Consider the following 26745-nt stretch of genomic DNA (forward strand, 5'->3'; position numbering starts at 1 on the left):
TGGGGAGCCCCGCGCATGGCATCGCATTTTGCTGGATCGGCCTCGGCCTCCTACACCGATCGGGCTCCGCTGCAGGTGCCGGGCTATTTCGACCTGCACCGCATGACGACGCAGCTGCTGTCCGAGCGCATGCCCCCGGCAGGCCGCGTGCTGGTGCTGGGCGCCGGCGGCGGGCTGGAGCTGAAGGCCTTTGCCGAGGCCCGTCCCGCCTGGACCTTTGATGGCATTGATCCCTCGGCCGCGATGCTGGAGCTGGCCCGGCAAACCCTCGGGGCCCTGGTGGATCGCGTGCAGCTGCATGAGGGCTATATCGACGCCGCCCCCGAAGGCCCCTTCGATGGCGCGACCAGCCTGCTCACCTTCCACTTCGTGCCGCGCGAGCAGCGCTTCGAAACGCTGCGGCAGATCCATCGCCGCCTCCGGCCCGGCGCGCCTTTCGTTCTCGCCCATATCAGCTTTCCACAGACCGAGCCCGAGCGCTCGACATGGATTGCCCGGCACGTTGCCTATGGGGCGGCCGATGGTACGCCGCATGATCAGCTGGCAACTTCCCGGCAGGCGATCGGCACAAAACTGGCAATTCTCGCCCCCGAGGAAGAGGAAGCTCTGTTGCGCGAAGCCGGCTTCGATGGGGTCGCGCAGTTCTATCACGCCCTCAGCTTCCGGGGCTGGGTGGCCTACGCGGTATAGTGCGCAGTAACCGGGTCTTGCCTTTGCCTCGATTTATTCGCATATAGCGCACGGGAGGTTGGCGCGGACGTGTTCCTCGCCAACCGGGTCAGGTCCGGAAGGAAGCAGCCCCAACGAGACCTTCACGGGTCGTTGCCAGCCTCCTACTTCAGCTTATGATGAGCCATGGCTCTAGGCAGATTCCCACGCAAGGCACGATTGGAAGGGCTTGATGGCTGACGCTACGACCTCGCCCTATCTCGTACTCGCCCGCAAATACCGTCCGCGTGATTTTACCACCCTGGTCGGCCAGGATGCCATGGTGCAGACGCTGGGCAATGCCTTCGCGCAGAACCGCATCCACCATGCTTTCATCCTCACCGGGGTGCGCGGCGTCGGCAAGACCACGACCGCCCGTATCCTGGCGCGCGCCTTCAACTATGAAGATGCCAGCGGCCCCCATCCCACGCTCGACCTGAGCGTCGAAGGCGAGCATTGCCGCGCCATTATCGAGGGCCGCCATGTCGACGTCATCGAGATGGACGCCGCCTCCAATACCGGCATCAACGACATCCGCGAGATCATCGACTCGGTGAAATACGCGCCCTCGTCGGCGCCCTACAAAGTTTACGTCATCGACGAAGTGCACATGCTCTCGACGGCGGCCTTCAACGGCCTGCTCAAGACGCTCGAAGAGCCGCCCCCGTATGTGAAGTTCATCTTCGCCACCACCGAAATCCGCAAGGTTCCGGTGACGATCCTCAGCCGCTGCATGCGCTTCGACCTGCGCCGCATCACGCCCGAGATCATGACGGCCTATCTCGAATCGATCCTGGGCCAGGAAGGCATCGCCTTCGAGCCCGAGGCGCTGGCGATGATCGTCCGTGCCGGTGAAGGTTCGGCGCGCGATAACCTCTCCCTGCTCGATCAGGCCATTGCCCACGGCAACGGCACGGTCACCGCCGCCACGGTCAAGGCCATGCTCGGCCTGGGCGATCGCGCTCGCATCATCGACCTCTTCGAGGAACTGATGGGCGGCCGTATCGGCGACGCCATCGAGACGTTCCGCGCGCTCTATGACATGGGCGCCGATCCGCAGACCCTGGTCGCAGACCTTGCCGATTTCACCCATCTGGTGACGCGCATCAAGGTTGTCCCGGCCGCCTCCGACGATGTCTCGCTCACGCCCGACGAGCGCAATCGCGGGGCCGAACTGGCCGGCAAGCTGCCGATGCGGGCGCTGACCCGCGCCTGGCAGATCCTCTTCAAGGGCTATGACGAAGTGGCCCGCGCCAGCAATGGCCTGCAGGCCGCTGAAATGGCGCTGATCCGGCTGGCCTATGCCGCCGATCTGCCCAGCCCCGACGACCTGATCGCGCGGCTGGCCAATCAGCCCGCCCCGGCGCCGGCCATGCAGACCTTTGCTCCGGTCCCTCCCGGCCGCCCCGGCGGCGGTGGCGCTGCGTCCGCCATGCGCGTGGTCGAGGCCCCGCGGGCGATGCCGGTCTCTGCGGTTGCCCCCCAGCCGACGGCCGAAATCAAGCCGGCGCTCTCCACCATCGCCAGTTACAAGGAGCTGATCGCGCTCGCCCAGGCCAAGCGCGACGTGCTGCTCAAGCTGGCGCTGGAAGGCCAGATGCGCCCGGTCTCGTTCGAACAGGGCAAGATCGAGGTTGCGCTCACCGAAGGTGCCGATCCCGGCATGATCGCAACCCTGTCAGCGAGGCTGCAGCTATGGACCGGCCAGCGCTGGCTGGTCATGGTTTCGACCAAGCCCCCCGAGGGAATGACGATCCGCCAGGAGGTCGAGCAGCGCAAGCAGCAGGCCCAGCAGGCGGCGCATGATGACCCGCTGGTCAAAGCCATACTTGAGACATTTCCCGGTGCGAAAATCGTGAACGTGAGCGTGCGCGACGACGCGTCCGCCGCCACCGACGATGCACCGCCGCCACCCCCCGAAGAGGACGACGAATGAAAGACATCATGGGCATGATGAAGGCCGCCAGCGAGATGAAGGACAAGATGGAGGTCATGCAGACCGAGCTTGCCAATCTCGAAGTCGAGGGTCGGTCCGGCGGTGGTCTGGTGTCGGTCGTGCTCACTGGCAAGGGCGAGATGAAGGGTCTCAAGATCGATCCCTCCCTGCTCAAGGATCATGACGCAGAGGTTCTGGAAGACCTGATCGTTGCCGCCCATCGCGATGCGCGCACCAAGGCCGACGCTGAAACCCAGCGCCGCATGGCCGAAGTCACCGCCGGCCTGCCCCTGCCTCCCGGCATGAAGCTGCCTTTCTAGTTCTCTCCGCCACGACGCCTGCTGTTTCCCGCAATGTCATTCCCGCGAAAGCGGGAATCCCCTCTGCACACGCTCCTCAACAGGAGATTCCCGCTTTCGCGGGAATGACGCGGTGCTAGGGTCTTCTTCTCAACGAGATGGTTCAAATGGCCTCCGGCGGACCTGAAATCGAGCAATTGATCCAGCTTCTGGCGCGTCTGCCGGGGTTTGGGCCGCGCTCGGCCCGCCGGGCGGTCCTGCAGCTGATCAAGAAAAAAGAACAGCTGATGATCCCGCTCTCGGCGGCGCTGGATCGTGCCGTTGTGGCCGTACGCACTTGCGAGGTCTGCGGCAATATCGATACTGCCAGCCCCTGCTCGATCTGCGCCGATCCGCGCCGCGATAGCGGCATGCTGATCGTGGTCGAGGATGTGGCGGATCTCTGGGCCCTGGAGCGGGCCGGGGTTGGTGCGGTGCGCTATCATGTGCTCGGCGGCGTGTTGTCTCCGCTCGATGGCGTGGGGCCCGACGATATTTCCATCGATGCGCTGCTGGCCCGCGCTGCCGACTTCAAGGAAATCGTGCTGGCGGTCAATGCCACGGTCGAGGGCCAGACGACGGCCCATTACATCACCGATCGCCTCGCCGGTTCAGGCGCCAAGGTGACCCGTCTCGCCCATGGCGTACCGGTGGGTGGCGAACTCGATTATCTCGATGAGGGCACGCTGAGCCAGGCCCTCAAGGCACGCACCACCATCTAGTTCAGGTTCCGGTCGGTGCGGAATTCGTCGCCGCCGTCCCATTCGGGCTCTTCCAGCAGCGCCGCCTCTTCCTCTTCGTCCAGAATTTCGTCTTCCCCGGTAATGGCGTGGCGCGCATCTTCGTCATCGGGCGCCATTGTGTCGAGGCGGTCATCGGGATCGTTGTCGAAGGTGGTGGCGAGGCCCGAAAAATCCTTCTCTTCCTCGGCATTGGCGATGGTCGCGCTGAGTTCGTCAATCGCGCGGTCCAGCTCTTCCAGCATGGAGGCAGGGTCCTGCCCGCCCCAGTCGCCGCTTTCGCGGATTGCGCTTTCCTCGCGCATCGCCCGCAGCCGCGCCAGCCGCTCGGAGGCCGGGCGGTCGTCGCCATAGAGCAGATCCTCGATCTCGCTCTGGCTATAGGGCTGGGCAATGCCCGGCTGGTCGGCATTATCGAAATTGGTGTTCTGCGGCACCATGGAATCGTGGTTGTCGTGATGCTGCGCCATTTTCGTCTCCCACGCTGGCTCAATGACGAAGACAGAACGCATCAGCCGCGCTCTGGTTCGCCACTTTCCCAATCGTGATCGGCGGTGCGCGCGTTAGGCCAGGTCGCCCGGCTCATCCTTGCCGACAATGCGCAGGGTCGGGCCGTCCTCGACGCCACCATCCCAGCCCGAGGGCAGGGCCTTGTTGGTCTTGGCGCCCAGTTCCCGCAGCATTTCCACCTGCCGCACCACGTTGCCGCGGCCGGTCGAGAGCTGCCCCTTGGCGTCCTCGAAGCTCTGCCGGGCCTTGTCGAGATGCCCGTCCAGTTTGTCCATGGTCGAGAGGAACCCCGCGACCTTCTCGTAGAGCGCGCCGGCACGTTCGGCGATTTCATCGGCATTGCGATGGCGCTTCTCGATGTCCCACACATTGCGCACGGTGCGCAGCACGGTCATCAGCGTGGTTGGGGTGGTCAGCATCACGCCCTGGCTCATGCCATATTCCACCAGCTTGGCATCGGCCTGTATGGCGGTGGCCAATGCTGACTCAATGGGCACAAACATCATCACATAGTCGAGGCTGCTGCGGGCGTGGCGCTGATAGCTCTTCTCGCCCAGCGTACGGATATGGCTGCGCACAGAGACCAGGTGGGCGGCCAGATGCTGCTCGCGCGTCTCGTCCTCGCAATTGGTATAGGCCTCGAAGGCCGTCAGCGAGACCTTGGAGTCGATGACCAGCCGGTCGTCATTGGGCATCAGCACTTCGACGTCCGTGCGCAGCCGCGCGCCATTCTCGCCCGAATGGCTCTGCTGGGTCACATATTGCTCGCCCTCGCGCAGGCCTGAATTCTCGAGAATGGTCGAGAGGATCATTTCGCCCCAGGCGCCCTGCGTCTGCGAATTGCCCTTGAGAGCGCGCGTCAGGTTATTGGCCTCGGTGGTGATCTGCACATTGCTTTCCAGCAGCGCGCGGATCTGTTCGCCCATCGTCGCCCGATCCTTGATCAGGCCGGTATGGAACTCGCCGATCTTGTCCTGCAGCGGCTTGAGCAGCACGTCGACCTGCTCACGGTTCTGCCGGGTAAAGGTCTCGCTCTGGTTCTTCAGCACATCCCCGGCGATGGATTTGAACTCGTCGGTCATCTGCTGGCGCGCTTCGAGAAACCGCGCCAGGTTGGCTTCGGACTGCCGGGTCTGTTCGGACATGCGCGCCCGCAGCGCCGAGAGTTCCGCATAAAGGTCGCTGCTCTTGCCGCGCTCGCTTTCGAGCAGATCATCGCCGCGCTCACGCACCTGGCGAACCTGCCCCTCGAGATCGCGGATGCGGTTGTCCCGCTCGCTGATCTGGCTCTCGAAATTGCTGCGCAGCTGCTCGGCCGCCTGCTGGGCGGCGGCTTCGGCGCGTCCGGCGCTGGCCCGCATTGCCCCGATCAGCAGTCCAACCACCACCAGGGCCGCCACGATGGCGCCGCCGACTAGGGCCTGCTGCTGGGTGACCGGCCAATCGCCGAGCGTGAAGAGAAGAGTGTCCATCCCTGGTTCTTACGCCGATTCGGGTGTTCGTGAAATGTTCCGTGAGTTGGGCGGCAAGAGTTGACCGCACGCGCGGAAATACCATATCGAGAGGCAAATCCCTTTCCGCCGGAACTTTGCCATGGCCGTTCGCCCCATTCTTGTTATTCCAGATGCGCGCCTGCGTGCCGTTGCCGATCCGATCATCGAGATCGATGACGAGATCAAGACCCTGGCCAATGACATGCTCGAAACCATGTATGATGCGCCGGGTATCGGCTTGGCCGCGCCGCAGATAGGCGTGATGAAGCGCATCGTCGTTATCGATGTGGCACCCGAGGAAGGTCCCGCCGACCCGATGGTCCTCATCAATCCTGAGATCATCCATTTCGGCGAGCAGATGCAGGTCACCGAGGAAGGGTGCCTCTCCATCCCCGAGCTTTATTACGAGGTCGAACGCCCTAATGACGTCACGGTGAAATACACCGATCTCGAGGGCAACGAAGTCGTGCGCGAAGCTGAGGGCAAGCTGGCCGTCTGCATCCAGCATGAACTCGATCACCTCGATGGCGTGCTCTATATCGACTATCTCAGCCGCTTGAAGCGCGATCGGGTCATCAAGAAGTTCGACAAGGCCGCCAAGCGCGCCGCCGGCTAGTCCCTCCCTTCGCGACGTCCAACACACAGCGTCATTCCCGCCCTCGTGGGGATGACGCTGTAGACCATCAGTAGCCCTCATGGTGAGCCTGTCGAACCACGAGGGCGTGCCCAGGAGTTTGCTACATGCGCGTCATCTTCATGGGCACGCCGGACTTTTCCGTCCCCACGCTGACCGAGATCGTTTCGTCCGGCCACGAGGTGGTTGCCGTCTATACCCGTGCGCCCAAGCCCGCGGGGCGTGGCCAGGAAGAGCGCAAGTCGCCGGTGCATCTGGCCGCTGAAGGCTTTGGCATTCCGGTCTTCACGCCCAAGTCGCTCAAGGGCGAGGCCGAGCAGATCGTTTTTGCCAGTCACGAGGCAGATGTCGCCGTGGTCGTGGCCTATGGCCTGCTGCTGCCCAAGCCGGTGCTCGACGCGCCAGAGTTTGGCTGCCTTAACCTGCATGGTTCGCTCCTGCCACGCTGGCGGGGCGCCGCGCCGATCCAGCGCGCCATCATGGCCGGCGACCGCCAGACCGGTGTCATGGTCATGCAGATGGATGAGGGCCTCGATACCGGCGCCGTCGCCGTCGGCGAGATCATTCCCATCGGGGCGGACATGACCGCGGGCGAGTTGCATGACGACATGATGCGCGTCGGCGCCGACTTGATGGGCCGGGCCCTGGCGGCGCTCGAGCGCGGCAGCCTCGATTTTACGCCGCAGCCCGAAGAGGGCGCTATCTACGCCAAGAAGATCGAAAAGGCCGAAGCGCGTATCGATTGGTCGCGCCCCGCCGATGAGGTTCACAACCACATTCGCGGCCTCTCGCCATTTCCCGGCGCCTGGTTCGAGCTTGAGCTCGCTGGCAAGCCGGTGCGCATCAAGGCGCTGCGATCGACCATCGGCTTGGGCTCGGGCGCGCCGGGCACCCTGCTCGACAATCTCACCATTGCATGCGGCACCGGCGCCGTGCGCCTCACCCAGGTGCAGCGCGAAGGCAAGGGCGCCATGGACGCCGCCACGTTCCTGCGCGGCGCAGCGACCCTTCCGGCAATGGTGGGCTGATGCCCCGCTATAAGCTCACCATCGAATATGACGGCACTCCGTTCTCCGGCTGGCAGCGTCAGCCGGATCGCCCCAGCGTGCAGCAGGCGCTCGAAGAAGCCATCCTCGCCATGTCGGGCGAAACCATCACTACCCAGGCGGCCGGGCGCACCGATGCGGGCGTGCATGCTCTGGGGCAGGTGGCCCATTTCGATCTCGGTAAGACATGGGACCCGTTCCGCATTCGCGAGGCGCTGAACTATCACCTGCGTCCGCATGCGGTCGCCATCATTGCCGCCGAAGCGGTCGAGGACAGCTTCGAGGCGCGGTTTTCGGCCAAGGCGCGGCATTACGAATATCGCATTCTCAACCGCCGCGCCCCGGCGGTGCTGGAGCGCAACCACGTCTGGCATGTGCCCATGCAGCTCGATGCCGACGCGATGGATTACGCGGCGAGCCTCATCCTGGGCCTCCACGATTTCACCACCTTCCGCTCGTCGGAATGTCAGGCCAAGTCGCCTTTGCGCACGCTCGACGTGTTTGATGTGCGCCGCGAGATGGAGCACATCGTCATCACCGCCAGCGCCCGCAGTTTCCTGCATCATCAGGTGCGCTCGATGGTCGGCTCACTCAAGCTGGTGGGCGAGGGCAAGTGGTCGCCGGCCGATTTCCGGGCCGCGCTCGACGCACGGGATCGCAGCCGCTGCGGCGCAATGGCGCCCTCATCGGGTCTCTTTCTGACGCGGGCGGACTATTAGGCTACGGGCGGTCCGATCAGCACGGCGATAAAGCCCAGCGCCACGAAGACGCCAACCGCCTGCGACAGGAAAAGCAGGCCAATCTGCATCGGCGTCAGCGTGACGATGAAGCGGCCAATATTGATGAAGCTGGTCAGCGCCAGGATCACCACCAGCACCAGCACGGCAATGCCGATCGGTCCAAGCAGCGTCGAGAGCAGCAGCAGCACCGCCGAAGCCAGCGTGATCCAGTTGGATGCCACGAGGTAGGGGATGAACCCATCCTGGCGGCCCATCTGGCGCAGCGCGATATAGGCGGTCAGCGCCTGCACCACGAACAGCAGGCCGTTGACGATAACCGACTCGGTTGCCGCGCCCGATGGCATCGGCACGCCGATCAGCAAGGGGCCGAACCCCGCCAGGCCAACGGCAATCACTGCGGCGATCAGGCTGCTGACAAGGCCCCGCTGGCTGAAGTCAAAATGGCTCGCTGCCTGGCGATTGCCAACGAGCAGCGCCACGCAGCCGCGGGTTGCGGCCTTGAGTTCATCGAGGAAGGAGGTGGTCGAATTGGCCAAGGATCGGTCTCGATGGTCAGATGGGGGAGACGGTGGGGGTGCTCAGCATGTAGAGCGCCAGACGCACCGCGACAAGCAGAACCACTGTCAAAACTGCAAATCCGGCCGAAACGCCCATGTTCCAGCCCGTGGCGACCCGCGCCAGCCGGTAGATGAGGAACGCCATCACCAGCCAGCTCAGCATCACCAGCGGCCCGCCGGTCAGGGCCAGAATCCCTTCCAGCACGACGAAGGCGGTCAGCGCATAGGTGCCGGGCACCATCACCTCATAGCTCGATACCGTGCTGGCCATGGCGAGCCGCGTGGCGAGAAAGGTCACCAGCAGCGAGATCACCGGCAGCGCCAGCACCACGATGGCCGCGATAACGCCCGAGGCGGCCGGCATGCCAATTCCGATTGAGGTCACCATCACGGCCAGAAACGCCACGAAGGCCAGCACGACCAGCGCCGTCACCAGCCCCGGCAGTGTCAGCGTGAAATGATCGCGCCACCCGGCTTCCCCGCGCAGGATCATTACCCAGCCGCGGACCGCATTGCTCAGGGCGCCCCAGATCTTCATGCCGATGCTCCAAAGAAGCGGACCATGAATTGGCGGTAGATTTCGGTCAACCCGATGAGGTCGGCGACGGCGATATGCTCGTCGGCTTTGTGCATGCTGGGGCCCACCAGCCCGCATTCCACCACCGGCCCATATTGCGCGATGAAACGCGCATCCGACGTACCGCCGCCGGTCGACAGCGCCGGTCGACGCCCGGTCACCGCCTCGATGGCGTCGCCCAGCGTCTCGACATCGGCGCTGAGCGGCGACAGGAACGAGCGCGACGGCGTTCCGGCAACCTCAAAGGCCACGCTCGCCCCGCCATGCTCAACCCCCGCGATCCGTTCGCGCACCCAGTCCGCAAGGGTCTGCGGCGTCCACAGGTCGTTGTAGCGGATATTGAAGCGGATCACCCCGGCCGCCGGGATGACGTTGGAAATCGCATTGCCGACATCGATCGAGGTGACTTCGAGATTGCTGGCCGGAAAGTGCTCGGTGCCGCCGTCGATTTCGACATCGAGCGCCGTCACGATCCGCGCCAGGGTCGGCAGCGGGTTGTTGGCCTTTTCGGGATAGGCGACATGGCCCTGCGAGCCGGTCACAGTGATCACGCCCGACAGCGATCCGCGCCGGCCGATCTTGATGCTGTCGCCGAGCAGGCTGGCCGAGCTTGGTTCACCCACAATGGCGAAATCGAAGTCGTGTCCCTGGCTCTTGGCCCATTCCATCAGCTTGGCGGTGCCGTTGATCGCGTCGGCTTCCTCGTCATTGGTGATGGCAACAAGAAAAGTGCCAGAATTCTCCAGAAATCCGCCAGCAGATGCCAGGAATGCTGCAAGTCCGGACTTCATGTCCGCGGCGCCCCGGCCATAGAGCTTTCCGTCCGCTTCGCGGGCGATAAACGGGTCTGAGGTCCACAAGGCAGCGTCGCCCGGCGGCACCACATCGGTATGCCCGGCAAACAGCAGGCGCCGGCCACCATTGCCGCGCACCGCAAACAGGTTATCGACCGGGTAGGACCCGTCCCCCTCAAACCGCAGCCGCGTCACGGTGAAACCGATCCGGGTCAACGTTTCCTCGACAACATCCAGCACGCCCATTTCATGGGGCGTCACCGAGGGGCAGGCGATGAGGTCCTTGAGCAGTTGGACGGGATCGTCCGTCAGAACAGCAGTCACGAGCAATCCCGTCCTTGTCTTAATCAGGCTGCGGCATAGCCGAGCGGGTCGGGGCCATAGCTATTGGCACCCGGTGTACCCTTCAGGAAGCCGAGCTGTACCAACATGTAGATACCGAACAGCCCCAGCAGGCCATACAGCACCGACAGCCACATGTCGGGCACCGGCATCATCACGCCGTTGCCGATATCGGTCATGGTCATGCCGATACCCAGCGCCTGCACAAGCGTCAGCAGGCCGGAAACCCCCATCAGGATCTTGAAGTCCATTGCATATTTGTCGCGATCCTGGCGGCGTTTGATGCCGAGGCACCAGTTCGGATAGAACAGGATGACGTAGGCGATCAACTGGCCCCAGCCCGATGTACCGCCCAGGCCGACCAGGCCCAGGATCATCGTCAGCACGATGCTGGCGATGATGACCCCGACCACGCCGAGCCACCATTGCTTGCGTGAGATACGTCGTCCGTCAGTCGTCGTATAGAGTACTTTGAGTGCGTCCATGATTTTCCCCCTCGGAAATCGAACGCGCCGGGACCCATCCGGCGCGCGCATATCCTAGGTGAATCGGCCTTGGCCCGCCAGAGTCAGCTCAGTCGCGCAGCAGCTCGTTAATGCCGGTCTTGCTGCGGGTCTGCGCGTCGACCGTCTTGACGATGACGGCGCAGTAAAGATTGGGGCCGGGATTGCCGTTGGGCAGCGGCTTGCCGGGGAGCGAACCCGACACGACGACCGAATAGGGCGGCACCTTGCCGATGTGGACTTCGCCGGTATTGCGGTCGACGATCTTGGTCGAGGAGGTGATGAACACGCCCATCGAAATGACCGAGCCCTCGCCGACCACCACGCCTTCGACGATCTCGGAGCGCGCGCCAATAAAGCAATTGTCTTCGATGATCACCGGGCCAGCCTGCAGGGGTTCGAGAACCCCGCCAATGCCCACGCCGCCCGACAGGTGCACATGCTTGCCGATCTGCGCGCAGGAGCCGACGGTCACCCAGGTGTCGACCATGGAACCTTCATCGACTCTCGCGCCAAGGTTCACGAAGCTCGGCATCAGGATGACGCCCTTGGCGATATGGGCGGAGTGGCGCACCACGGCGCCCGGCACGGCGCGGAAACCGGCCGCGCGGAAATTGCTTTCGTCCCAGCCTTCAAACTTGGTTGGCACCTTGTCCCAATAGCTGGCGCCGCCGGGCGCGCCTTCGATCAGGCGGTTTTCATTGAGGCGGAACGACAGCAGGACGGCCTTCTTGAGCCACTGATTGACCTGCCAGGTGCCGTCGATCTTTTCGGCCACGCGGGCGGCACCGCTATCGAGCAGGTTCAGTGCTTCGTTGACCGCTTCGCGCACCACGCCCTGCGTGCCTGAATTTATGTCGGCCCGAGCCTCGAAGGCGTCATCAATGGTCTTGGCGAGATCGGCGTAGGACATTGCAGGATTTCCTTCGAAGGGGGAGGCGGAACATAGCGGTGCGAGTGAGCGTGTCAATTGCCCGCCTGGCCGAAATCGCACGCGCATAATGTTTGGCTGAGGCTATTCAACGCACTAGCGCCTGCCTTCGGCGCACAATATTGTTCCGCCGTGGAGGGTTGGGCCCATGCCGGAGAAATTTGACGCCATCGTAATCGGTGGGGGGCAGGCAGGCCCGTTCCTGGCGGCGCGTCTGGCCGGCGCAGGCCGCAAGGTCGCTCTCATCGAGCGGGAGCACATTGGGGGCACCTGCATCAACGATGGCTGCACACCCACCAAGACCCTGGTGGCCAGCGCCCGGGCCGCCTGGGCTGCCCGGCAGGCCGGGGCCTTCGGCGTCACCATCAAGGGCTCGATCTCGGTCGACATGAAGGCCGTCAAGGCGCGCAAGGATGCGGTGGTTTCAGCCTCGGTGCGCGGCCTCAACGATTGGGTCGCCAGCTTCAAGAAGCTCGAATATGTCCGCGGCACCGGGAGCTTCGTCTCGCCGACCGAGGTCGCCGTCGGCCGCCGCACGCTCACCGCACCGCAGATTTTCATCAATACCGGCGCCACGGCCAGCGTACCCGACTGGGAAGGGCTGAGCGGGCTGAGCTATCTCACCAATACGACGATGATGAATCTCGATACCTTGCCCGGGCATCTGCTCATCGTCGGCGCCAGCTATATCGGGCTCGAATTCGCCCACATGTATGCCCGCTTCGGATCCAAGGTCACCGTGATCGAGCGCGGCCCCCGGCCGGCCTCGCGCGAGGATGCCGATATCTCGGAAGCCATCCGCACCATCCTCGAGGCGGAAGGCGTGTCCTTCCTGTTCGAAACCGAGGTCGAAGCGGTGGCGCGGGCCGGGCGCGGGGTGCTGCTGTCACTCAAATCCGGCAAGCGTCGGGCGTCGGTCGAGGGCAGTCACCTTCTGGTGGCGCTGGGCCGCACGCCCAATACGGCCGAGCTCAATCTCGGTGCTGCCGGCATTGAAACAGATCAGCGCGGCTTCATCCCGGTCGACGAGCACCTGCGCACCAGCGTCAAAGGCATTTGGGCCATGGGCGACGTCAACGGCCGCGGCGCCTTCACCCACACCTCCTACAATGACTTCGAGATCGTCGCCGACAACGTGATCGATGGCGGCAAGCGTTCGATCGCGGACCGCGTCCCCGTCCACGCGCTCTATATCGATCCCCCCCTTGGGCGCATCGGTATGACCGAGACCGAGGCCCGCAAGTCCGGGCGCAAAGTGCTGATGTCAACCATGCCGATGAGCCGGGTGGCGCGGGCGCGCGAACGCGGTGAAACGCAGGGCCTGATGAAGGTGCTGGTGGACGCCGACAGCAAGCTCATCCTGGGCGCGTCGATCCTGGGCATCGGCGGCGATGAAGTGGTGCAGTCGCTGCTGCAGCTCATGGCGGCGGGTACGCCCTACACCACCATGATGCACACGATGCACATCCACCCGACCGTCACCGAACTCCTGCCGACCCTGCTTGCCGGTCTCAAGCCCCTCAAGCCGCTCAAGTCCGACCGGGCCTAGATATCGCGGGAAAGGATGAAGTCGCGTTCGGCGGCCAGCCCATGCCATTCGCCGGGGATTTCGTTGTCGAAAATCAGCGTATAGGGCCCTTTGTAGCCAGCCTCTTCGGCCAGCGTCACGCAGGCCCCGTAATCGGCTTCGTCGAGGTCGCCGTCGATGAAGGTGGCCTTGGCGTGGCATAGCTCCGCGCGCCCGAAGATCGAGGCTAGGTCCTCATATTTATTGTCGCCGCCCCAATTGCCGAAATCGCCGAGCAGGCCGACGCGCCCGTCCAGCTGATCGAGCAGGTAGTGCACATGCTCGGGCTCGGAGAGCAGGTCGAACCAGTTTTCGGTCACCAGGCGCACAGGCGACCCGGCATTGCCATCGGCGAGCGATTTCAGCGCTTTGACCGACCGGTCCAGCGTTTCCCGGCTCGGCTTCTGCTTGCCGGCGATGATGCGGGCATTGTCGGCGCCCAGAGCATTGGCGATCTCGATCCAGCTGGCAATCCAGGCGGTGTCGCGGGCGCCATCCTCAGGATGGGTGATATCGCCGGCATCGATCAACAAGGTCTGCAGGCGTACCTTGGACACCCGCAGTTGGTCGCGCAGCTCTTCGAGGTAGACCGGATCGCGGCTGCGCAGGTGGAAGGAGACGATTTCCAGCCGGTGATAGCCGTGATTGGCCAGCGCGGATGGCAGGCCGAGCAGCGACTCCTCACCCTCACCATAGGTTTCCTTCGCCGGGCCGATCTCGGTGGTGGTCAGGTCATGGGGATAGGTGACGCCCAGAAAGCGGTGCAGTGACCAGGTGGAAACGGCGATGCGGTCGGCACTGATCTGAGCCATGGCGGGCCTCCTGTTTTGTGGAAGCCTTCCACGGCCTTGGCATCGTTTCAACCGCTATTTTGCCTGTGGTCAGACCTTGTAGATGCGTTCGGCATTGCGGTGGAACAGCGCGGCCTGCTCGTCCTGGCTTGCCCCGCTGACGATTTCCCGGCTTGCCTCGACCCAATCGGTCAGTGTGCCGCCCGTTACTGTGACCACGGGATGATCGGAGCCCCACACCACCCGGTCCCAGCCGAAACTCTCGATCATGTGCTCGAAATAGGGGCGCAATGTTTCGGCGGTCCAGCCGCGCGCGCAGTGATTGGCGAGACCCGAAACCTTGCCGACGACATTGGGGTTGTGCGCGATCTCGGTGATGCCAGCGCGCCATGGGTCCAGACCCTGTCCGGCGATGTCGGGATTGCCGCAATGGTCGAGGATGAAGGTCACGTCAGGCGCCCGCTGTACCAGCTCCGTGCCCAGATGCAGCTGGTCGGCCCGCAGGCACAGGTCAAAGCTCAGGTCGTAGTCGGGCAGGTGGCGGATATTCTCGATGAAAAGGTCCGACTGGCTCAGCTCATCCGGGGTTTCATGGAGGATACGCCGCACGCCCTTCACATGGGCATGGTCGGCCAATTGCTCGATCTGGTCGACAAAGGTCATGCTTTCGGGGCGGCACGCGGCAATGGCCCCGGCAATGCGGGGCAGGCCCAGCACAAATTCGGTCTCGCCCATGATGTCGCTTTCGGCGACATCGACTTCCATATGCAGCGCCGATTCAATGCCGAGCGGCAGCGCTTCGGCGAAGTAGTCCTCAAGGCTCCACGGCTTGTTGATGGCCGGCGCCCCGTCCAGCCAGGGATAGCTGAAGCGGTCGGGATAGATCAGGTGCAGATGGGTATCGAGAATGCGCATCAGGGGACGTCCTCCCGCTCGCCTCTAGGGACCGGCCGAGCGTCTTGTTACTTCCAGGCCCGTCTGTTGTAGCAGGGCGAGCACCGCTTGGGCATCGGGCGCGTCCTGCTTGTCGAGGCGCTGGGTATAGGGGCAGGTCAGCACCGCGATCACCGTACCCAGCGGGCCCACGATCGGCACGGTGAGGTTGGATACCCCCGAAACCTGCGCGCTCGGCATGACCTCGTAACCCTGACTGCGGACGGTTTCGAGCCGCTCTTCCAGCGCCTTGGTCATCCTTTCGGGATTGCCCGGGTCCTGTTCCTCCAGCATCAGCAGGCGCTCTTCGGGCGTCGCAAAGGCCAGGAACACATGGCCCGAGCCGGTATTGACCAGGCCGATCCGGCTGCCGACGCGGATCGAGACGTTCCAGTAGCCGGGCCCGTCCACTTGCGCGATGACGACCAGGATATTGCGGTCCTGCACCACCATATGAACGGCCTGCTCGGCCCGCAGGGCGAAGCTGCGCAACACCGGCATGGCCTGGCTGACCATGCGGTGCAGCGGCGGGCGCGCATGAGCCAGCTCGAACAGCTTGAGGGTGATCTCGTAACGGTCTTCGGGCGTACGGCGGACATAGTCGCGCCGCACCAGCCGGTCGAGCATGCGATAAATTTCATTGGGCGAGCGATCGAGCGACTTGGCGATCTCGGCCTGGCTCAGCCCATCTGCCGTTGCGGCCAGAAGTTCGAGAATATCCAGACCTTTATCGAGCGCCGGAGCCCGATACCGATCATTGCCGTCTTCGCTCATTGGTCCCTCCGGCACCGCCTTAGTGTCAACGGACTGTGGGTGTCTGCTGCGGGGGTCAAGCGAGCGAAGTGCCCGACTGACATGTTAGCAGTTGCCACGTGCGTTCATTTATGAATAGATTGTTTGTATGCGCATCGCAAGAATGCGCGGGAGGACATTTCCGGCAATGCAGCGGGACCCCGTTCATACGTGGCAGGCGCATTCGTAATGGCGCCGCTGATCGAGATGATCGACGTCGACAAGTCGTTCCCTGGCGTTCGTGCCCTGTCACGCGCCCGGTTCGATTTGCGGGCAGGCGAAGTTCACGCCCTCATGGGAGAGAACGGCGCCGGCAAGTCCACGCTCATGAAAATCCTGGCCGGGGTCTATACCCGCGACGCCGGTGAAATCCGCCTCGATGGGCAGCCCGTGTCGCCCGCCTCGCCCCGCCAGGCCCAGGATATGGGCATCGGCATCATCCATCAGGAACTGGCGCTGATGCGCGACCTGACGGCGGCGCAGAACATCTTCATTGGCCGCGAACCACGCCGCGGCTTCATGCTCGACGAAGCGGCGCTCAATCGCGACGCGCAGGCGATCTTTGACAGCATGAACCTGCGGCTCGACCCCACGGTAAAGGTCGAAACCCTTACCATTGCCCGCCAGCAGATGGTCGAGATCGCCAAGGCGCTGAGCTATCGTAGCCGTGTGCTGATCATGGACGAGCCGACCGCCGCGCTCAACGACACCGAGATCGCCGAGCTCTTCGCCATCATCAACCGGCTCAAGGCCGAGGGCGTCGGCATCGTCTATATCAGCCACAAGATGGACGAGATCAAACGCATCTCCGACCGTGTTACGGTGATGCGTGACGGCGAATATGTCGGCACGGTCCCGGCCGCCGATACCCCGATGGAAACCATCATTTCGATGATGGTGGGCCGCACCCTCAGCAATGAGGCGCTGGTCATTCCCAACACCACCAATGCGCCGGTGGCGCTCGAAGTGCGTAACCTCAATCGCGGCCGTGAAATCCGCAATGTCAGCTTCTCGGTGCGCAAGGGCGAGATCCTGGGCTTTGCGGGCCTGATGGGCGCCGGCCGCACCGAGGTCGCCCGCGCCATCTTCGGGGCGGACCGGCGCGATGGCGGTGAGATCTGGGTCAATGGCCAGCGCGTCGGCATCTCCTCGCCCAGTGACGCAGTGCGCGCGGGAATTGGCTATCTCTCCGAGGACCGCAAGCATTTCGGCCTCGCGACGGGGCTCGATGTGCGCAACAACATTGCCCTGGCCAGCCTCAAACGCTTCACCGGGCCGCTCGGCGTGCTCGACGACGCGGCAATGCGCGAAACCGCCCTGCGCTACATCACCCAGCTGGCCATCAAGACCCCCAGCGACACGCAGGAGGCGCGCCTGCTCTCGGGCGGCAACCAGCAGAAGGTGGTCATCGCCAAATGGTTGCTGCGCGACTGCGATATCCTGATTTTCGACGAGCCCACGCGCGGCATCGACGTTGGCGCCAAGGCCGAAATCTACAAGTTGCTTAATGCTCTGGCCGAACAGGGCAGGGCGATCATCGTCATCTCGTCCGAACTTCCCGAAGTCCTGCGCCTCAGCCACCGGATCGCGGTGATGTGCGAGGGCCGGCTCACCGGCACCCTGCCGGGCGGCGCCAGCCAGGAAGAGATCATGCGGCTCGCCACGCAGCGCGAAACCGTGATGGCGCCGGAGGTGCAGCATGCGGGGTGAGGCAATGGGGCTGGGCGTGGCCAATTCGTGCGCTGGAGAACAATCATGACTGATACCGCAGCCACTCCCGGCAAACCCGGTGTGCGCATCTCCGGCGCCTTCCATCGCCTATTGGCCTTTTCCGGGCTCATCGCGCTGGTCGTGGTATTCTCGCTGGCCTCGCCCAATTTCATGCAGACCCAGAACGTGCTGGCCATCCTGCAGGCCACCTCGGTCAATGGCGTGCTCGCCATCGCCGCCACGCTGGTCATCATCACCGGCGGCATCGACCTGTCGGTGGGCACGCTGATGACGTTCTGTGCGGTGATCACCGGCGTTATCCTGACCTATCTGGGCATGCCGCTGCCGCTGGGCATCGTCGGCTCGATCCTGGCCGGCACCGCCAGCGGACTGCTGTCGGGCACGATCATCGCCAAGCTCAAGGTGCCGCCCTTCATCGCCACGCTGGGCATGATGCTGATCCTCAAGGGCCTGTCGCTGGTCATCTCGGGCACGCGCCCGATCTATTTCAACGACACGCCCGGCTTCACCCAGATCGCGCAGGGCTCCATCGTCGGCTCGCTGATCCCGGCTTTGCCCATTCCCAATGGCGTGATGATCCTGTTCGGCGTGGCGCTGTTGGCGGCCTTCGTGCTGAGCAAGACCGCGCTGGGCCGCTACACCTTCGCTCTGGGCAGCAATGAAGAGGCCGTGCGCCTGTCGGGCGTTAATGTCGATCGCTGGAAGATCGCCGTCTACGCCGTTGCCGGCGCCATCTGCGGCGTCGCGGGCCTCTTGATTTCCAGCCGCCTCAATTCGGCGCAGCCGGCGCTTGGCCAGGGCTATGAGCTCGATGCCATCGCGGCGGTGGTCATCGGCGGCACTTCGCTGTCGGGCGGCCGCGGCACGGTGCTTGGCACGCTGATCGGCGCCCTCATCATATCCGTGCTGGCCAATGGCCTGCGTATCCTTTCGGTGGCTCAGGAGTGGCAGACGGTCGTGACCGGCTCGATCATCATCCTGGCTGTCTATGCCGATATCCTGCGGCGCCGCACTTTGTAGGCGCCGGTTTTTTCTGCGCCCGCAGCGCGCGATCCGGAGGGGTTGCGTTCAAGGGCGCCAATAAGAGAGCGGCTACGCTCCGTAACGAACATGCAGAATTCTATCTTTATGGGAGGACTATAATGCTTAGACGTACCCTGCTTGGCGCGATCAGCGCCTTCGCACTCCTGAGCGCCGGTGGCATCGCCTTGGCTCAGGAAAAATACGATATCGCCCTGATCTCCAAGGGCTTCCAGCACCAGTTCTGGCAGGCCGTGAAGGCGGGCGCCGACAAGGCCGGGGCCGAGCTTGGCGTCAACGTGACCTTCGAAGGTCCCGAGAGCGAAAGCCAGGTCGACCGTCAGATGGATATGCTGGCCGCGGCTCTGTCGCGCAATCCAGATGCCATCGGCTTTGCTGCGCTCGACAGCCAGGCGGCAACCCCGCTGCTGGAACAGGCCAAGGCCGCCGGTATCCCGGTCATCGCCTTTGACTCCGGCGTTGCCAGCGACATCCCGCTGACCACTGCAACCACCGACAACGTGGCAGCTGCCGCGCTTGCCGCTGACAAAATGGCCGAACTGATCGGTGGCGAGGGCAAGGTTGCCGTCGTCGCGCACGACCAGACCAGCCGCACCGGCATCGACCGCGTTGACGGCTTCGTCAACCGCATCAAGGAAGCCTATCCCAAGATCGAAGTGGTGACCGTTCAATACGGCGGCGGCGACCAGCTGCAGTCGACTGAAATCACCAAGTCGATCCTGCTGGCCAATCCCGACATCAAGGGCATTTTCGGCGCCAATGAAGGCTCGGCCATTGGCGTTGCCAACGGCAAGCAGGAATTGAACAGCAATGTCGTGGTCATCGGCTTTGACTCCGGCGCCGCCCAGAAGGGCATGATCGAGAGCGGCCTGATGGCTGGCGCGATCACCCAGAACCCGGTCGGCATCGGCTATGAAACCGTTGCCGCTGCTGTCAAGGCGCTCAAGGGCGAAACCCTGCCGCCCGTGATTGACACCGGCTTCTACTATTATGACAAGACCAACATGGCCGACCCCGAGATCGCGGCCGTCCTCTACGACTAAACCAATCGGGCCGGGCACCCCGTTGGACTTGCCGCGCGCAAGCACCCACCGGGGCCGCCCGGCCCAACTTCTTCAGGAATGAAAAATGGCCGACCTAAACGGTAAGATCGTACTCATCACCGCTGCTGCACAGGGCATTGGCCGCGCGTCGGCAGAGGCCTTTGTGAAAGCCGGGGCCAAGGTGATCGCGACCGACATCAATGCCGAGCGGCTTAAGGATCTCGACGGCATTGCCGGCATCACCACGCGCGTGCTCGACGTGCTGTCCACCGATGCAGTCAAGCAGGCGGTCGCTGAAATCGGCCATATCGACGTGCTCTTCAACTGCGCCGGCGTCGTCCACAACGGCACCGTTCTCGAGATGACTGACGCCGATATCGAATTCGCGCTCGACCTCAACGTCAAGGCGCAGATCCGCACCATTCAGGCTGTACTGCCGCAGATGCTGGCGCGCCAGGATGGTTCGATCATCAACATGGCGACAGTGGCATCCTCGATCAAAGCCGTGCCCAACCGGGCGGCCTATTCCATTTCCAAGGCGGCGGTGATCGGGCTGACCAAGTCGGTTGCGGCGGATTATGTAACGCAGGGCATTCGCGTCAACGCCATCTGCCCGGGCACCGTGGAATCGCCCAGCCTGCATCAGCGCTGGGAAGCGACGGGTGACTTCGAAGGGGCCAAGAAGGCCTTCATCGCGCGCCAGCCGATCGGCCGTATCGGGCAGCCCGCCGAAGTGGCTGACCTGGCGGTCTACCTGGCCGGGGCAACCTATACGACCGGCCATATCCACATCATCGACGGCGGTTGGACCGCCTGAGATCAGGATGCGATGCGGGCAACACCGTCCGCAACCATCACGCGATTTCGACCGGCTGCCTTTGCGGCGTAGAGCTGCCGGTCGGCTTCATTGAGGATGTCATGCAGGCTTTCGCTGCGCGCCAGATACCCTGCCACTCCAAGGCTGACCGTGACGCTCGGCGGCGTGCGGTCTTCAAAGCTCAGGCTGGCAACGGTCTTGCGCAAAATCTCGGCGACCGCGGCGGCGCCGTCGGTATTGGTGACCTCCAGCAGGCAGATGAATTCCTCGCCGCCAAAGCGGGCAAAGCAATCGCTGGCCCGCAGGCTGTCGCGGCAGGCGCGGGCCACTTCGCGCAGCACATCGTCGCCAGCGCTGTGCCCGTGGGCATCGTTGATCGCCTTGAAGTGGTCGATATCAAGCATGACCACCGAGAAGGGGGCGCCGGTGGCGCGGGCATTGGCAAAGGCCAGCTCCGCCCGCACCATGAACGAGCGCCGATTGGCAACGCCTGTCAGCGCATCGGTGTCGGCGGCCATCGTCAGCGCGGTCTTGGCGGCGTTCAGCTGAAAAACCATGAACACGGCCGCAAGGCTCAGCAGCGGCGCGGTCAGCAGCGGCGACAGGGCCCCCACCAGCATCGCGTACCAGAACAGATCGTCAGGGGCGTTCACCAGCTCCATCAGCAGCATGGTCAGGCCCAGCGAGGTCGTGGTGGCAATGGTCGTCATCAGCACCAAAGCGCGCGGTATGCCCAGGTTCAGCAACCACGCATAGAACCGGCCATAGCTGCGTCCGAACACACTGGTCTTCACTGCGCCTCCTCGCGGTCCTGCCTGGCCGCTTCTGTCCCAACACATTGCCACGCCACACGTTCTGTCCCGTTAATCGGCATGCTTAACGCACCACTTCGCGGTGCAACCGCCCATCATTCGAGATTGTCATGACCACCATCACCGCCCTGGCCACCCACGACCTGCGCTTCCCCACTTCGGCCTCGCTCGACGGGTCCGACGCGATGAATCCTGATCCCGACTACTCGGCCGCCTATGTGACGCTGGCGACTGACGGCGCTCATACCGGCCACGGGCTGACCTTCACCATCGGGCGCGGCAACGAGGTGGTGGTGGCGGCGATCAGGGCGCTGGAAAGCCGGGTAATCGGGCTCGATCTGGGCTGGATCGCCGAAAATCCCGGCCGGTTCTGGCGGCACATTACCGGCGACAGCCAGCTGCGTTGGATCGGCCCCGACAAGGGCGCGATGCACCTGGCGACCGGGGCAGTGGTCAATGCCGTCTGGGACCTGCTGGCCAAGGAAGCGGGCAAGCCGGTCTGGCAGCTGGTGGCCGACATGACGCCCGAGCAGCTCGTCGACATCATCGACTTCCGCTACCTCACCGACGCCATTACGCCTTTGGAAGCATTGGAGATTTTCCGGAAAGCCGAAGCCGGCAAGGCCGAGCGCATGGCCATTCTCAAGGCCGAGGGCTACCAGTGCTATACAACCTCGGCAGGGTGGCTGGGTTATTCGAACGAGAAGCTGACGCGGCTGGCCAAAGAGGCGGTGGCCGAGGGCTTCCAGCACATCAAGATGAAGGTCGGCCGCGACCTCGACGACGATATCCGCCGCCTCGAAATCGTGCGGGAAATCATGGGGCCCGACCGCTTTCTGATGATCGACGCCAACCAGGTCTGGGAGGTCAACCAGGCCATCGACTGGGTCAAGGCCCTGTCGCGGTTCAATCCGTTTTTCATCGAGGAGCCGACCAGCCCGGACGACGTTTCGGGCCACAAGGCGATCCGCCAGGCGATTGCACCGGTCAAGGTTGCGACCGGCGAAATGTGCCAAAACCGTATTCTTTTCAAGCAGTTCATCAAGGACGGCGCGATCGATATCGTGCAGATCGACGCCTGCCGTATCGGCGGGTTGAACGAGGTTCTGTCGGTGCTGGTCATGGCCGCCAAATACGGCCTGCCGGTCTGGCCGCATGCGGGCGGCGTGGGGCTCTGCGAATATGTGCAGCACCTCAGCATGATCGATTATCTTGTCGTATCAGGGACTAAGGAAGGGCGCGTGATCGAGTATGTTGATCACCTGCACGAGCATTTCATCGAGCCGTGCGACATCCGCAACGCGGCCTATATGCCGCCGGTGCGGCCGGGGTTCTCGATCGAGATGAAGCCGGAGAGCATCCGCGAGAATACGTTCCGGGACTGATTTTCCCGGTCGACAGAGGCCCGCGGATCAAGTCCGCGGGCAGCGCCGTCGGGTCTGGTAATCTGCAAGAAGCAGCCAGATTTCTGTCAGCATGCCGGTAGTTTTCTTGCAGCATGCTGACAGTTTTCTTGTTGGTTTCTAGTTGGCCCACTCGCCGCCGCGCATCACCGGTTCGGTGCTGCCATCGGCATGGACGCCGTCGATATCGATCTTGTCCGAACCGATCATCCAGTCGATGTGAATGTTGGACGTGTTGCCACCTTGTTCGGCGATCTGCTCGGGGGTGAGGTTCTTGCCATCAACGAAGCAGTCCGAATAGCACTGGCCCTGCGCGATGTGGCAGGAGGCGTTTTCGTCATAGAGCGTGTTGAAGAACAGGATGCCTGAAGCCGAGATCGGTGAGGAGTGGGGCACCAGCGCCACTTCGCCGAGGCGACGGCCGCCTTCGTCGGTGTCGAGCACCTTGTTGAACAGGTCCTGGTTCTTGCTGGCCTTGAACTCGACGATGCGGCCGCCTTCGAAGCGGGCCCACATATCTTCGACCAGCGCGCCATTGTGGCTGAGCGGCTTGGTGCCAGAGACGTGACCTTCGACGCGCAGGCGGTGCGGCGTGGTGAAGACTTCTTCGGTCGGGATATTGGGATTGCAGGTAATGCCGTTCTTGGCTTCCGACGCGCCGCCCTTCCAGCGGTGACCATCGGCCAAGCCGACGGTCAGATCGGTGCCCGGACCGGTATATTTCAGCGCCGAGAAGGCCTTGCCGTTCAGCCACGTCCAGCGCGTCTTGAGGTTGGCATTGTGCTCGGCCCAGGCGGCGATCGGATCGTCCTGATCGACGCGGCTCGCCTTGAAGATGGCGTCGGCCAGCTTGCCGACCGCAACCTCTTCGCTGTCATTGGGGAAGACCAGCCTGGCCCAGGCGGGGGTGGGGTAGGAAACGATGTTCCAGTTGATGTCAAAGCCGGTGATCAGCTGCAGGGCAGGCTTGTAGGCCGCCGAGTTGGCGCGCATCGCGCGGGTGACCTTGTCGGGGTCCTGGCCGGCAAGCATCATCGGGTTGTCGCCGGCAATGGCGAGACGCGCGGCGTTGTTCTTGAAGGCTTCGGCCATGCCCGAATAGAGCCAGCCGGCGGCCTTGTCGAAGCTGGCGGGATGGCCGTGCTTGTAGCGGGCCAGGGTCGCCTCTTCGTCAGAATAAATGGTGGTCACGAGCCCGGCACCTGCCTTGTAGGCATGCTCGGTGATGCGACGAACCAGGGGCGCGGCAGACATCGGGGCAGTCATCACGAGGTCCTGGCCTTCGGCCAGTTGCAGGCCGACCTTGATGGCTACCTGGGCCAGCTTGTCGAGCTTGACGGGATCAATAGTCATTGTGGGCAAACGCCTCTTCTTGATGTGGTTGGGCAAACCCTAGTCCCCTCGCGCGGCGATTGCCAGTCGCGGAAATCGTAAAATCCCTTGACCTAAATCAAGCGGGGCAAAGTCCTGCGTGGCAATCATCGGGCAACACCACAGGAGCAGGTAAATGGCTGAAAATATTCACCTCCTGATCATCGCCACTCTGGCGCTGTTCAGCGTATTCGTCATCAGTCTGGCATATGCCCAGATGGCGACACGCTCAATCGTCGCACCGGGCGCTGCCTCGCCCCGCGACTAGCGTCAGATGCGCGGCCGGGTGGCTTTCCCTCCCGGCCGCGTTTCTATTTGGACGATATTATCGTCTACTATCCCCAAAAAGCCTGTTGGCAAGACAGGACGGTTTGTCTACAAATCGTCCATCGCTGCAACAATCGAACAGGGAGGCGTTATCGATGACAGTCATGATTTACGCCGCGCCCTTTGGCACGCCGCACCGTTAGGTCCTTGCCATCCGCGGGCCGCCCTACTGGCCCTTCGACTGCAGTTTTCTCCCCCACAGCCTCTCTGATCTGACGCGGATTCTTGCCCCGCACTGGCTGTGCCCCATTTCCCCTTTTTACAGGGCCGGCTGCCGGAAAGCGGGGCCGGATTGTCTCCATGACTTCGAAAGACCCATTCAGGGCCGAGGCATTCCAGAAGGTTCTCGGCTTCACTCTCAATCATTGGCGCCGCCAGCCGCTCAAGGCCGCCGGCATTGCCGTACTCGTGCTGGCGGCAACTCTTGCCGAAGCGCTCAGCCCGATTTTTGCCGGGCGGCTGGTGGATGCCGTCGCCGGCGGCGCCGGCACGCCCTCCGCTGCCGACTGGAATGCCGCGCTGGTGGCGTTCCTCACCATGTCTGGGCTTTACCTGGGCGCGGTGCTGCTGCGCCAGTCGGTGTGGTTCACCATGATCGGCTTCACCCTAGCGATCATGACCGACGTGATCGGCGACGCCTTCCGCCGCGTGCAGCACTTCTCGACCGACTGGCATGCCAATACCTTTGCCGGCTCGACCGTGCGCAAGATCACCCGCGGCAGCGGGGCGCTCGACCTGCTCAACGACACCCTCCTGGTGGCGCTGTGGCCGTCGCTGCTGATGCTGGTTGCCTCGACCGTCATCCTGGGCCTGGCCTGGCCGGTGATGGGCCTCGTGGTGGGCTTGGGTTCGCTGATCTATGTCGGGGTCACTGTCTGGGTCTCGATGCGCATCGTCGCCCCCGCCGGCGCCCTCGCCAATGTGTGGGACACCCGCATGGGCGGCTCGCTGGCTGATGCCGTCAGCTGCAACAGCGTGGTGAAGGCGTTTGGCGCCGAAAAGCGTGAGCAGCACACCATGAGCCGGGTGGTCGCCAAGTGGCGCAACCGCACGCGGCGGGTGTGGACGCGCGGCACGCTCAATGGGGGCCTGCAGGGCATCATGATGGCCATGATGCAGACCGCCATCATGGGCACCTCGCTGCTGCTGTGGCAGCAGGGCGCGGCCTCGCCGGGCGATATCGCCTTCGTGCTCACCATGTTCTTCGTGCTGCAGGGCTACCTGCGCGACGTGGGCCAGCATGTGCGCAACCTGCAGCGCTCGGTCAACGACATGGAAGAGCTGGTCTCGCTCTATGACCAGCCGCTCGGCATTGAGGACCAGCCGGGCGCCCGTCCGCTGGCGCTCAAGGATGGCGCGATCGCGTTCGAGAACGTGACCTTCCAGTATGGCTCGCATGCCACCCCGCTCTACAAGGACTTCTCGGTCTCGGTGAAGCCGGGCGAGCGCGTCGGCCTCGTCGGCCATTCCGGCTCGGGCAAGACGACATTCGTCAAGCTGATCCAGCGGCTCTACGACGTCAATTCGGGCCGCATCGTCATCGACGGCCAGAACATTGCCGACGTGCAGCAGGCGAGCCTGCGCGGTCAGATTGCCATCGTGCAGCAGGAACCCATCCTGTTTCACCGCACGCTGGCCGAAAACATCGCCTATTCCCGGCCCGGCGCCACTCGCGCCGAGATCGAGCAGGCGGCGATGCAGGCCAATGCGCATGACTTCATCGTCAACCTGCCCAAGGGCTATGAGACGCTGGTGGGCGAGCGTGGCGTGAAACTATCGGGTGGCGAGCGGCAGCGCGTCGCCATCGCCCGGGCGTTCCTGGCCGATGCGCGGGTGCTGATCCTCGACGAGGCGACGTCCAGCCTCGACAGCGAGAGCGAAGTGCAGATCCAGGAAGCGATGGAACGTCTGATGGTGGGCCGCACCACGCTGGTCATCGCGCACCGGCTGTCCACCGTCCGCTCGCTCGACCGCCTGCTGGTGTTCGACAAGGGCCGGATTGTCGAAGAGGGCGACCACGCCCAGCTGATCGGGCTCAACGGCGGGATTTACCGCCGCCTGTTCGAAAAGCAGGCGCTGGAGCTGACCAAGGGGCTGAAGATCGCGTAGTTGAAACGCCGGGGTAGAAGCCCCGGCGTTTTGGTTTTGGTTTTGGTTTTGGTGTCGGTGTTGGCGGGGATTGCCTCACCTGCACCGAACAATGCCTTCGACACTGTCGTCTTTGTGTGCCCGGCCGGGCGGGACTATATTTCGGTCAACAAACACACA

27 protein-coding genes and 1 other RNA gene are annotated in these 26745 nt (G+C 63.6%); 16 read left to right on the top strand and 12 right to left on the bottom strand.

Going from position 1 to position 26745, the window contains the following annotated elements; translation table 11 throughout:
• The first annotated feature begins 15 nt into the window (after positions 1-15).
• The 5 genes from ACZ5WT_RS09020 to recR all read left to right on the top strand — a co-directional run bounded on the left by ACZ5WT_RS09020 (position 16) and on the right by recR (position 3704).
• Positions 16-690 (top strand): class I SAM-dependent methyltransferase, encoded by a 675-nt coding sequence (locus ACZ5WT_RS09020; protein WP_464287033.1) that lies wholly within the window; start codon positions 16-18, stop codon positions 688-690.
• A 52-nt stretch (positions 691-742) separates the two neighbouring features.
• Positions 743-838: signal recognition particle sRNA small type (gene ffs, locus ACZ5WT_RS09025), an RNA gene on the top strand.
• Between the two features lie 63 nt (positions 839-901).
• Positions 902-2644: a DNA polymerase III subunit gamma/tau gene (locus ACZ5WT_RS09030; protein ID WP_464287034.1), complete on the top strand. Its 1743-nt coding sequence runs from the start codon at positions 902-904 to the stop codon at positions 2642-2644.
• Positions 2641-2964 carry a YbaB/EbfC family nucleoid-associated protein gene (locus ACZ5WT_RS09035; RefSeq protein WP_464287035.1) on the top strand — a complete coding sequence of 108 codons (324 nt, stop codon included), beginning with the start codon at positions 2641-2643 and terminating at the stop codon, positions 2962-2964. Before ACZ5WT_RS09030 ends, ACZ5WT_RS09035 begins: the two co-directional genes overlap by 4 nt.
• Positions 2965-3110: 146 nt before the next feature.
• A complete protein-coding gene (gene recR / locus ACZ5WT_RS09040) occupies positions 3111-3704 on the top strand; it encodes a recombination mediator RecR (RefSeq protein ID WP_464287036.1) in 594 nt (197 codons plus the stop codon).
• Here recR and ACZ5WT_RS09045 read toward each other — a convergent pair.
• Complete coding sequence (locus ACZ5WT_RS09045) at positions 3701-4192, bottom strand: hypothetical protein (RefSeq protein ID WP_464287037.1); 492 nt, start codon at positions 4190-4192, stop codon at positions 3701-3703. The genes recR and ACZ5WT_RS09045 overlap by 4 nt on opposite strands.
• 93 nt (positions 4193-4285) lie before the next feature.
• Complete coding sequence (locus ACZ5WT_RS09050) at positions 4286-5704, bottom strand: DNA recombination protein RmuC (RefSeq protein WP_464287038.1); 1419 nt, start codon at positions 5702-5704, stop codon at positions 4286-4288.
• A gap of 121 nt (positions 5705-5825) precedes the next feature.
• Here ACZ5WT_RS09050 and def point away from each other — a divergent pair, with 121 nt between their 5' ends.
• The 3 genes from def to truA all read left to right on the top strand — a co-directional run bounded on the left by def (position 5826) and on the right by truA (position 8124).
• Positions 5826-6341, top strand: a complete 516-nt coding sequence (gene def, locus ACZ5WT_RS09055; RefSeq protein WP_464287039.1) for a peptide deformylase — start codon at positions 5826-5828, stop codon at positions 6339-6341.
• Positions 6342-6466: 125 nt separating this feature from the next.
• Positions 6467-7387 carry a methionyl-tRNA formyltransferase gene (gene fmt / locus ACZ5WT_RS09060; protein ID WP_464287040.1) on the top strand — a complete coding sequence of 307 codons (921 nt, stop codon included), beginning with the start codon at positions 6467-6469 and terminating at the stop codon, positions 7385-7387.
• Entirely contained in the window at positions 7387-8124 is a 738-nt protein-coding gene (gene truA / locus ACZ5WT_RS09065; protein ID WP_464287041.1) for a tRNA pseudouridine(38-40) synthase TruA, read from the top strand. Before fmt ends, truA begins: the two co-directional genes overlap by 1 nt.
• Here truA and ACZ5WT_RS09070 read toward each other — a convergent pair.
• The 5 genes from ACZ5WT_RS09070 to dapD form a co-directional block, all read right to left on the bottom strand.
• Positions 8121-8681 carry a hypothetical protein gene (locus ACZ5WT_RS09070; protein WP_464287042.1) on the bottom strand — a complete coding sequence of 187 codons (561 nt, stop codon included), beginning with the start codon at positions 8679-8681 and terminating at the stop codon, positions 8121-8123. The two genes, truA and ACZ5WT_RS09070, sit on opposite strands and share 4 nt — an antisense overlap.
• 16 nt (positions 8682-8697) lie before the next feature.
• Entirely contained in the window at positions 8698-9240 is a 543-nt protein-coding gene (locus ACZ5WT_RS09075) for a hypothetical protein (RefSeq protein ID WP_464287043.1), read from the bottom strand.
• Positions 9237-10397: a succinyl-diaminopimelate desuccinylase gene (dapE, locus tag ACZ5WT_RS09080; protein WP_464287044.1), complete on the bottom strand. Its 1161-nt coding sequence runs from the start codon at positions 10395-10397 to the stop codon at positions 9237-9239. The genes ACZ5WT_RS09075 and dapE overlap by 4 nt, the downstream gene beginning before the upstream one ends.
• Positions 10398-10420: 23 nt before the next feature.
• Positions 10421-10900 (bottom strand): DUF805 domain-containing protein, encoded by a 480-nt coding sequence (locus ACZ5WT_RS09085; RefSeq protein WP_464287045.1) that lies wholly within the window; start codon positions 10898-10900, stop codon positions 10421-10423.
• A gap of 88 nt (positions 10901-10988) precedes the next feature.
• Positions 10989-11831 carry a 2,3,4,5-tetrahydropyridine-2,6-dicarboxylate N-succinyltransferase gene (gene dapD, locus ACZ5WT_RS09090; RefSeq protein WP_464287046.1) on the bottom strand — a complete coding sequence of 281 codons (843 nt, stop codon included), beginning with the start codon at positions 11829-11831 and terminating at the stop codon, positions 10989-10991.
• 166 nt (positions 11832-11997) lie between these two features.
• On the opposite strand from dapD, the gene ACZ5WT_RS09095 reads away from it, so the two are divergent.
• Positions 11998-13398 carry an FAD-containing oxidoreductase gene (locus ACZ5WT_RS09095; protein ID WP_464287047.1) on the top strand — a complete coding sequence of 467 codons (1401 nt, stop codon included), beginning with the start codon at positions 11998-12000 and terminating at the stop codon, positions 13396-13398.
• On the opposite strand, the gene ACZ5WT_RS09100 is transcribed toward ACZ5WT_RS09095, so the two are convergent.
• The 3 genes from ACZ5WT_RS09100 to ACZ5WT_RS09110 form a co-directional block, all read right to left on the bottom strand.
• Complete coding sequence (locus ACZ5WT_RS09100) at positions 13395-14228, bottom strand: sugar phosphate isomerase/epimerase family protein (protein WP_464287048.1); 834 nt, start codon at positions 14226-14228, stop codon at positions 13395-13397. The genes ACZ5WT_RS09095 and ACZ5WT_RS09100 overlap by 4 nt on opposite strands.
• Positions 14229-14297: 69 nt before the next feature.
• A complete protein-coding gene (locus ACZ5WT_RS09105) occupies positions 14298-15122 on the bottom strand; it encodes an amidohydrolase family protein (RefSeq protein ID WP_464287049.1) in 825 nt (274 codons plus the stop codon).
• Positions 15123-15146: 24 nt separating this feature from the next.
• Positions 15147-15914 (bottom strand): IclR family transcriptional regulator, encoded by a 768-nt coding sequence (locus tag ACZ5WT_RS09110; RefSeq protein WP_464287050.1) that lies wholly within the window; start codon positions 15912-15914, stop codon positions 15147-15149.
• Positions 15915-16121: 207 nt separating this feature from the next.
• Between ACZ5WT_RS09110 and ACZ5WT_RS09115 the strand changes: the two genes are divergently transcribed.
• The 4 genes from ACZ5WT_RS09115 (at position 16122) to ACZ5WT_RS09130 (ending at position 20564) form a co-directional block, all read left to right on the top strand.
• Complete coding sequence (locus ACZ5WT_RS09115; protein ID WP_464287051.1) at positions 16122-17642, top strand: sugar ABC transporter ATP-binding protein; 1521 nt, start codon at positions 16122-16124, stop codon at positions 17640-17642.
• Between the two features lie 45 nt (positions 17643-17687).
• Positions 17688-18683, top strand: a complete 996-nt coding sequence (locus tag ACZ5WT_RS09120; protein ID WP_464287052.1) for an ABC transporter permease — start codon at positions 17688-17690, stop codon at positions 18681-18683.
• Positions 18684-18805: 122 nt separating this feature from the next.
• On the top strand, positions 18806-19747 hold the full coding sequence (locus ACZ5WT_RS09125; RefSeq protein WP_464287053.1) for a substrate-binding domain-containing protein: 942 nt from the start codon (positions 18806-18808) through the stop codon (positions 19745-19747).
• Positions 19748-19832: 85 nt separating this feature from the next.
• Positions 19833-20564, top strand: a complete 732-nt coding sequence (locus ACZ5WT_RS09130; protein ID WP_464287054.1) for an SDR family oxidoreductase — start codon at positions 19833-19835, stop codon at positions 20562-20564.
• Positions 20565-20566: 2 nt separating this feature from the next.
• Here ACZ5WT_RS09130 and ACZ5WT_RS09135 read toward each other — a convergent pair whose 3' ends face one another.
• Entirely contained in the window at positions 20567-21358 is a 792-nt protein-coding gene (locus ACZ5WT_RS09135; RefSeq protein ID WP_464287055.1) for a GGDEF domain-containing protein, read from the bottom strand.
• Positions 21359-21486: 128 nt separating this feature from the next.
• On the opposite strand from ACZ5WT_RS09135, the gene ACZ5WT_RS09140 reads away from it, so the two are divergent.
• The gene (locus ACZ5WT_RS09140) at positions 21487-22761 is read left to right on the top strand and encodes an L-fuconate dehydratase (RefSeq protein ID WP_464287056.1); all 1275 of its coding nucleotides are present in this window, start codon (positions 21487-21489) and stop codon (positions 22759-22761) included.
• Between the two features lie 138 nt (positions 22762-22899).
• Here ACZ5WT_RS09140 and ACZ5WT_RS09145 read toward each other — a convergent pair whose 3' ends face one another.
• Entirely contained in the window at positions 22900-24132 is a 1233-nt protein-coding gene (locus ACZ5WT_RS09145) for an aminopeptidase (RefSeq protein ID WP_464287057.1), read from the bottom strand.
• 154 nt (positions 24133-24286) lie between these two features.
• Here ACZ5WT_RS09145 and ACZ5WT_RS09150 point away from each other — a divergent pair, with 154 nt between their 5' ends.
• Together ACZ5WT_RS09150 and ACZ5WT_RS09155 are read left to right on the top strand one after the other, a co-directional pair.
• Positions 24287-24418, top strand: coding sequence for a hypothetical protein (locus ACZ5WT_RS09150; RefSeq protein WP_464287058.1), 132 nt, complete (start codon positions 24287-24289; stop codon positions 24416-24418).
• Between the two features lie 359 nt (positions 24419-24777).
• On the top strand, positions 24778-26586 hold the full coding sequence (locus ACZ5WT_RS09155) for an ABC transporter ATP-binding protein (protein ID WP_464287059.1): 1809 nt from the start codon (positions 24778-24780) through the stop codon (positions 26584-26586).
• Positions 26587-26745 lie beyond the last annotated feature (159 nt).

It is taken from the genome of Devosia sp. T2-14, assembly GCF_055397495.1.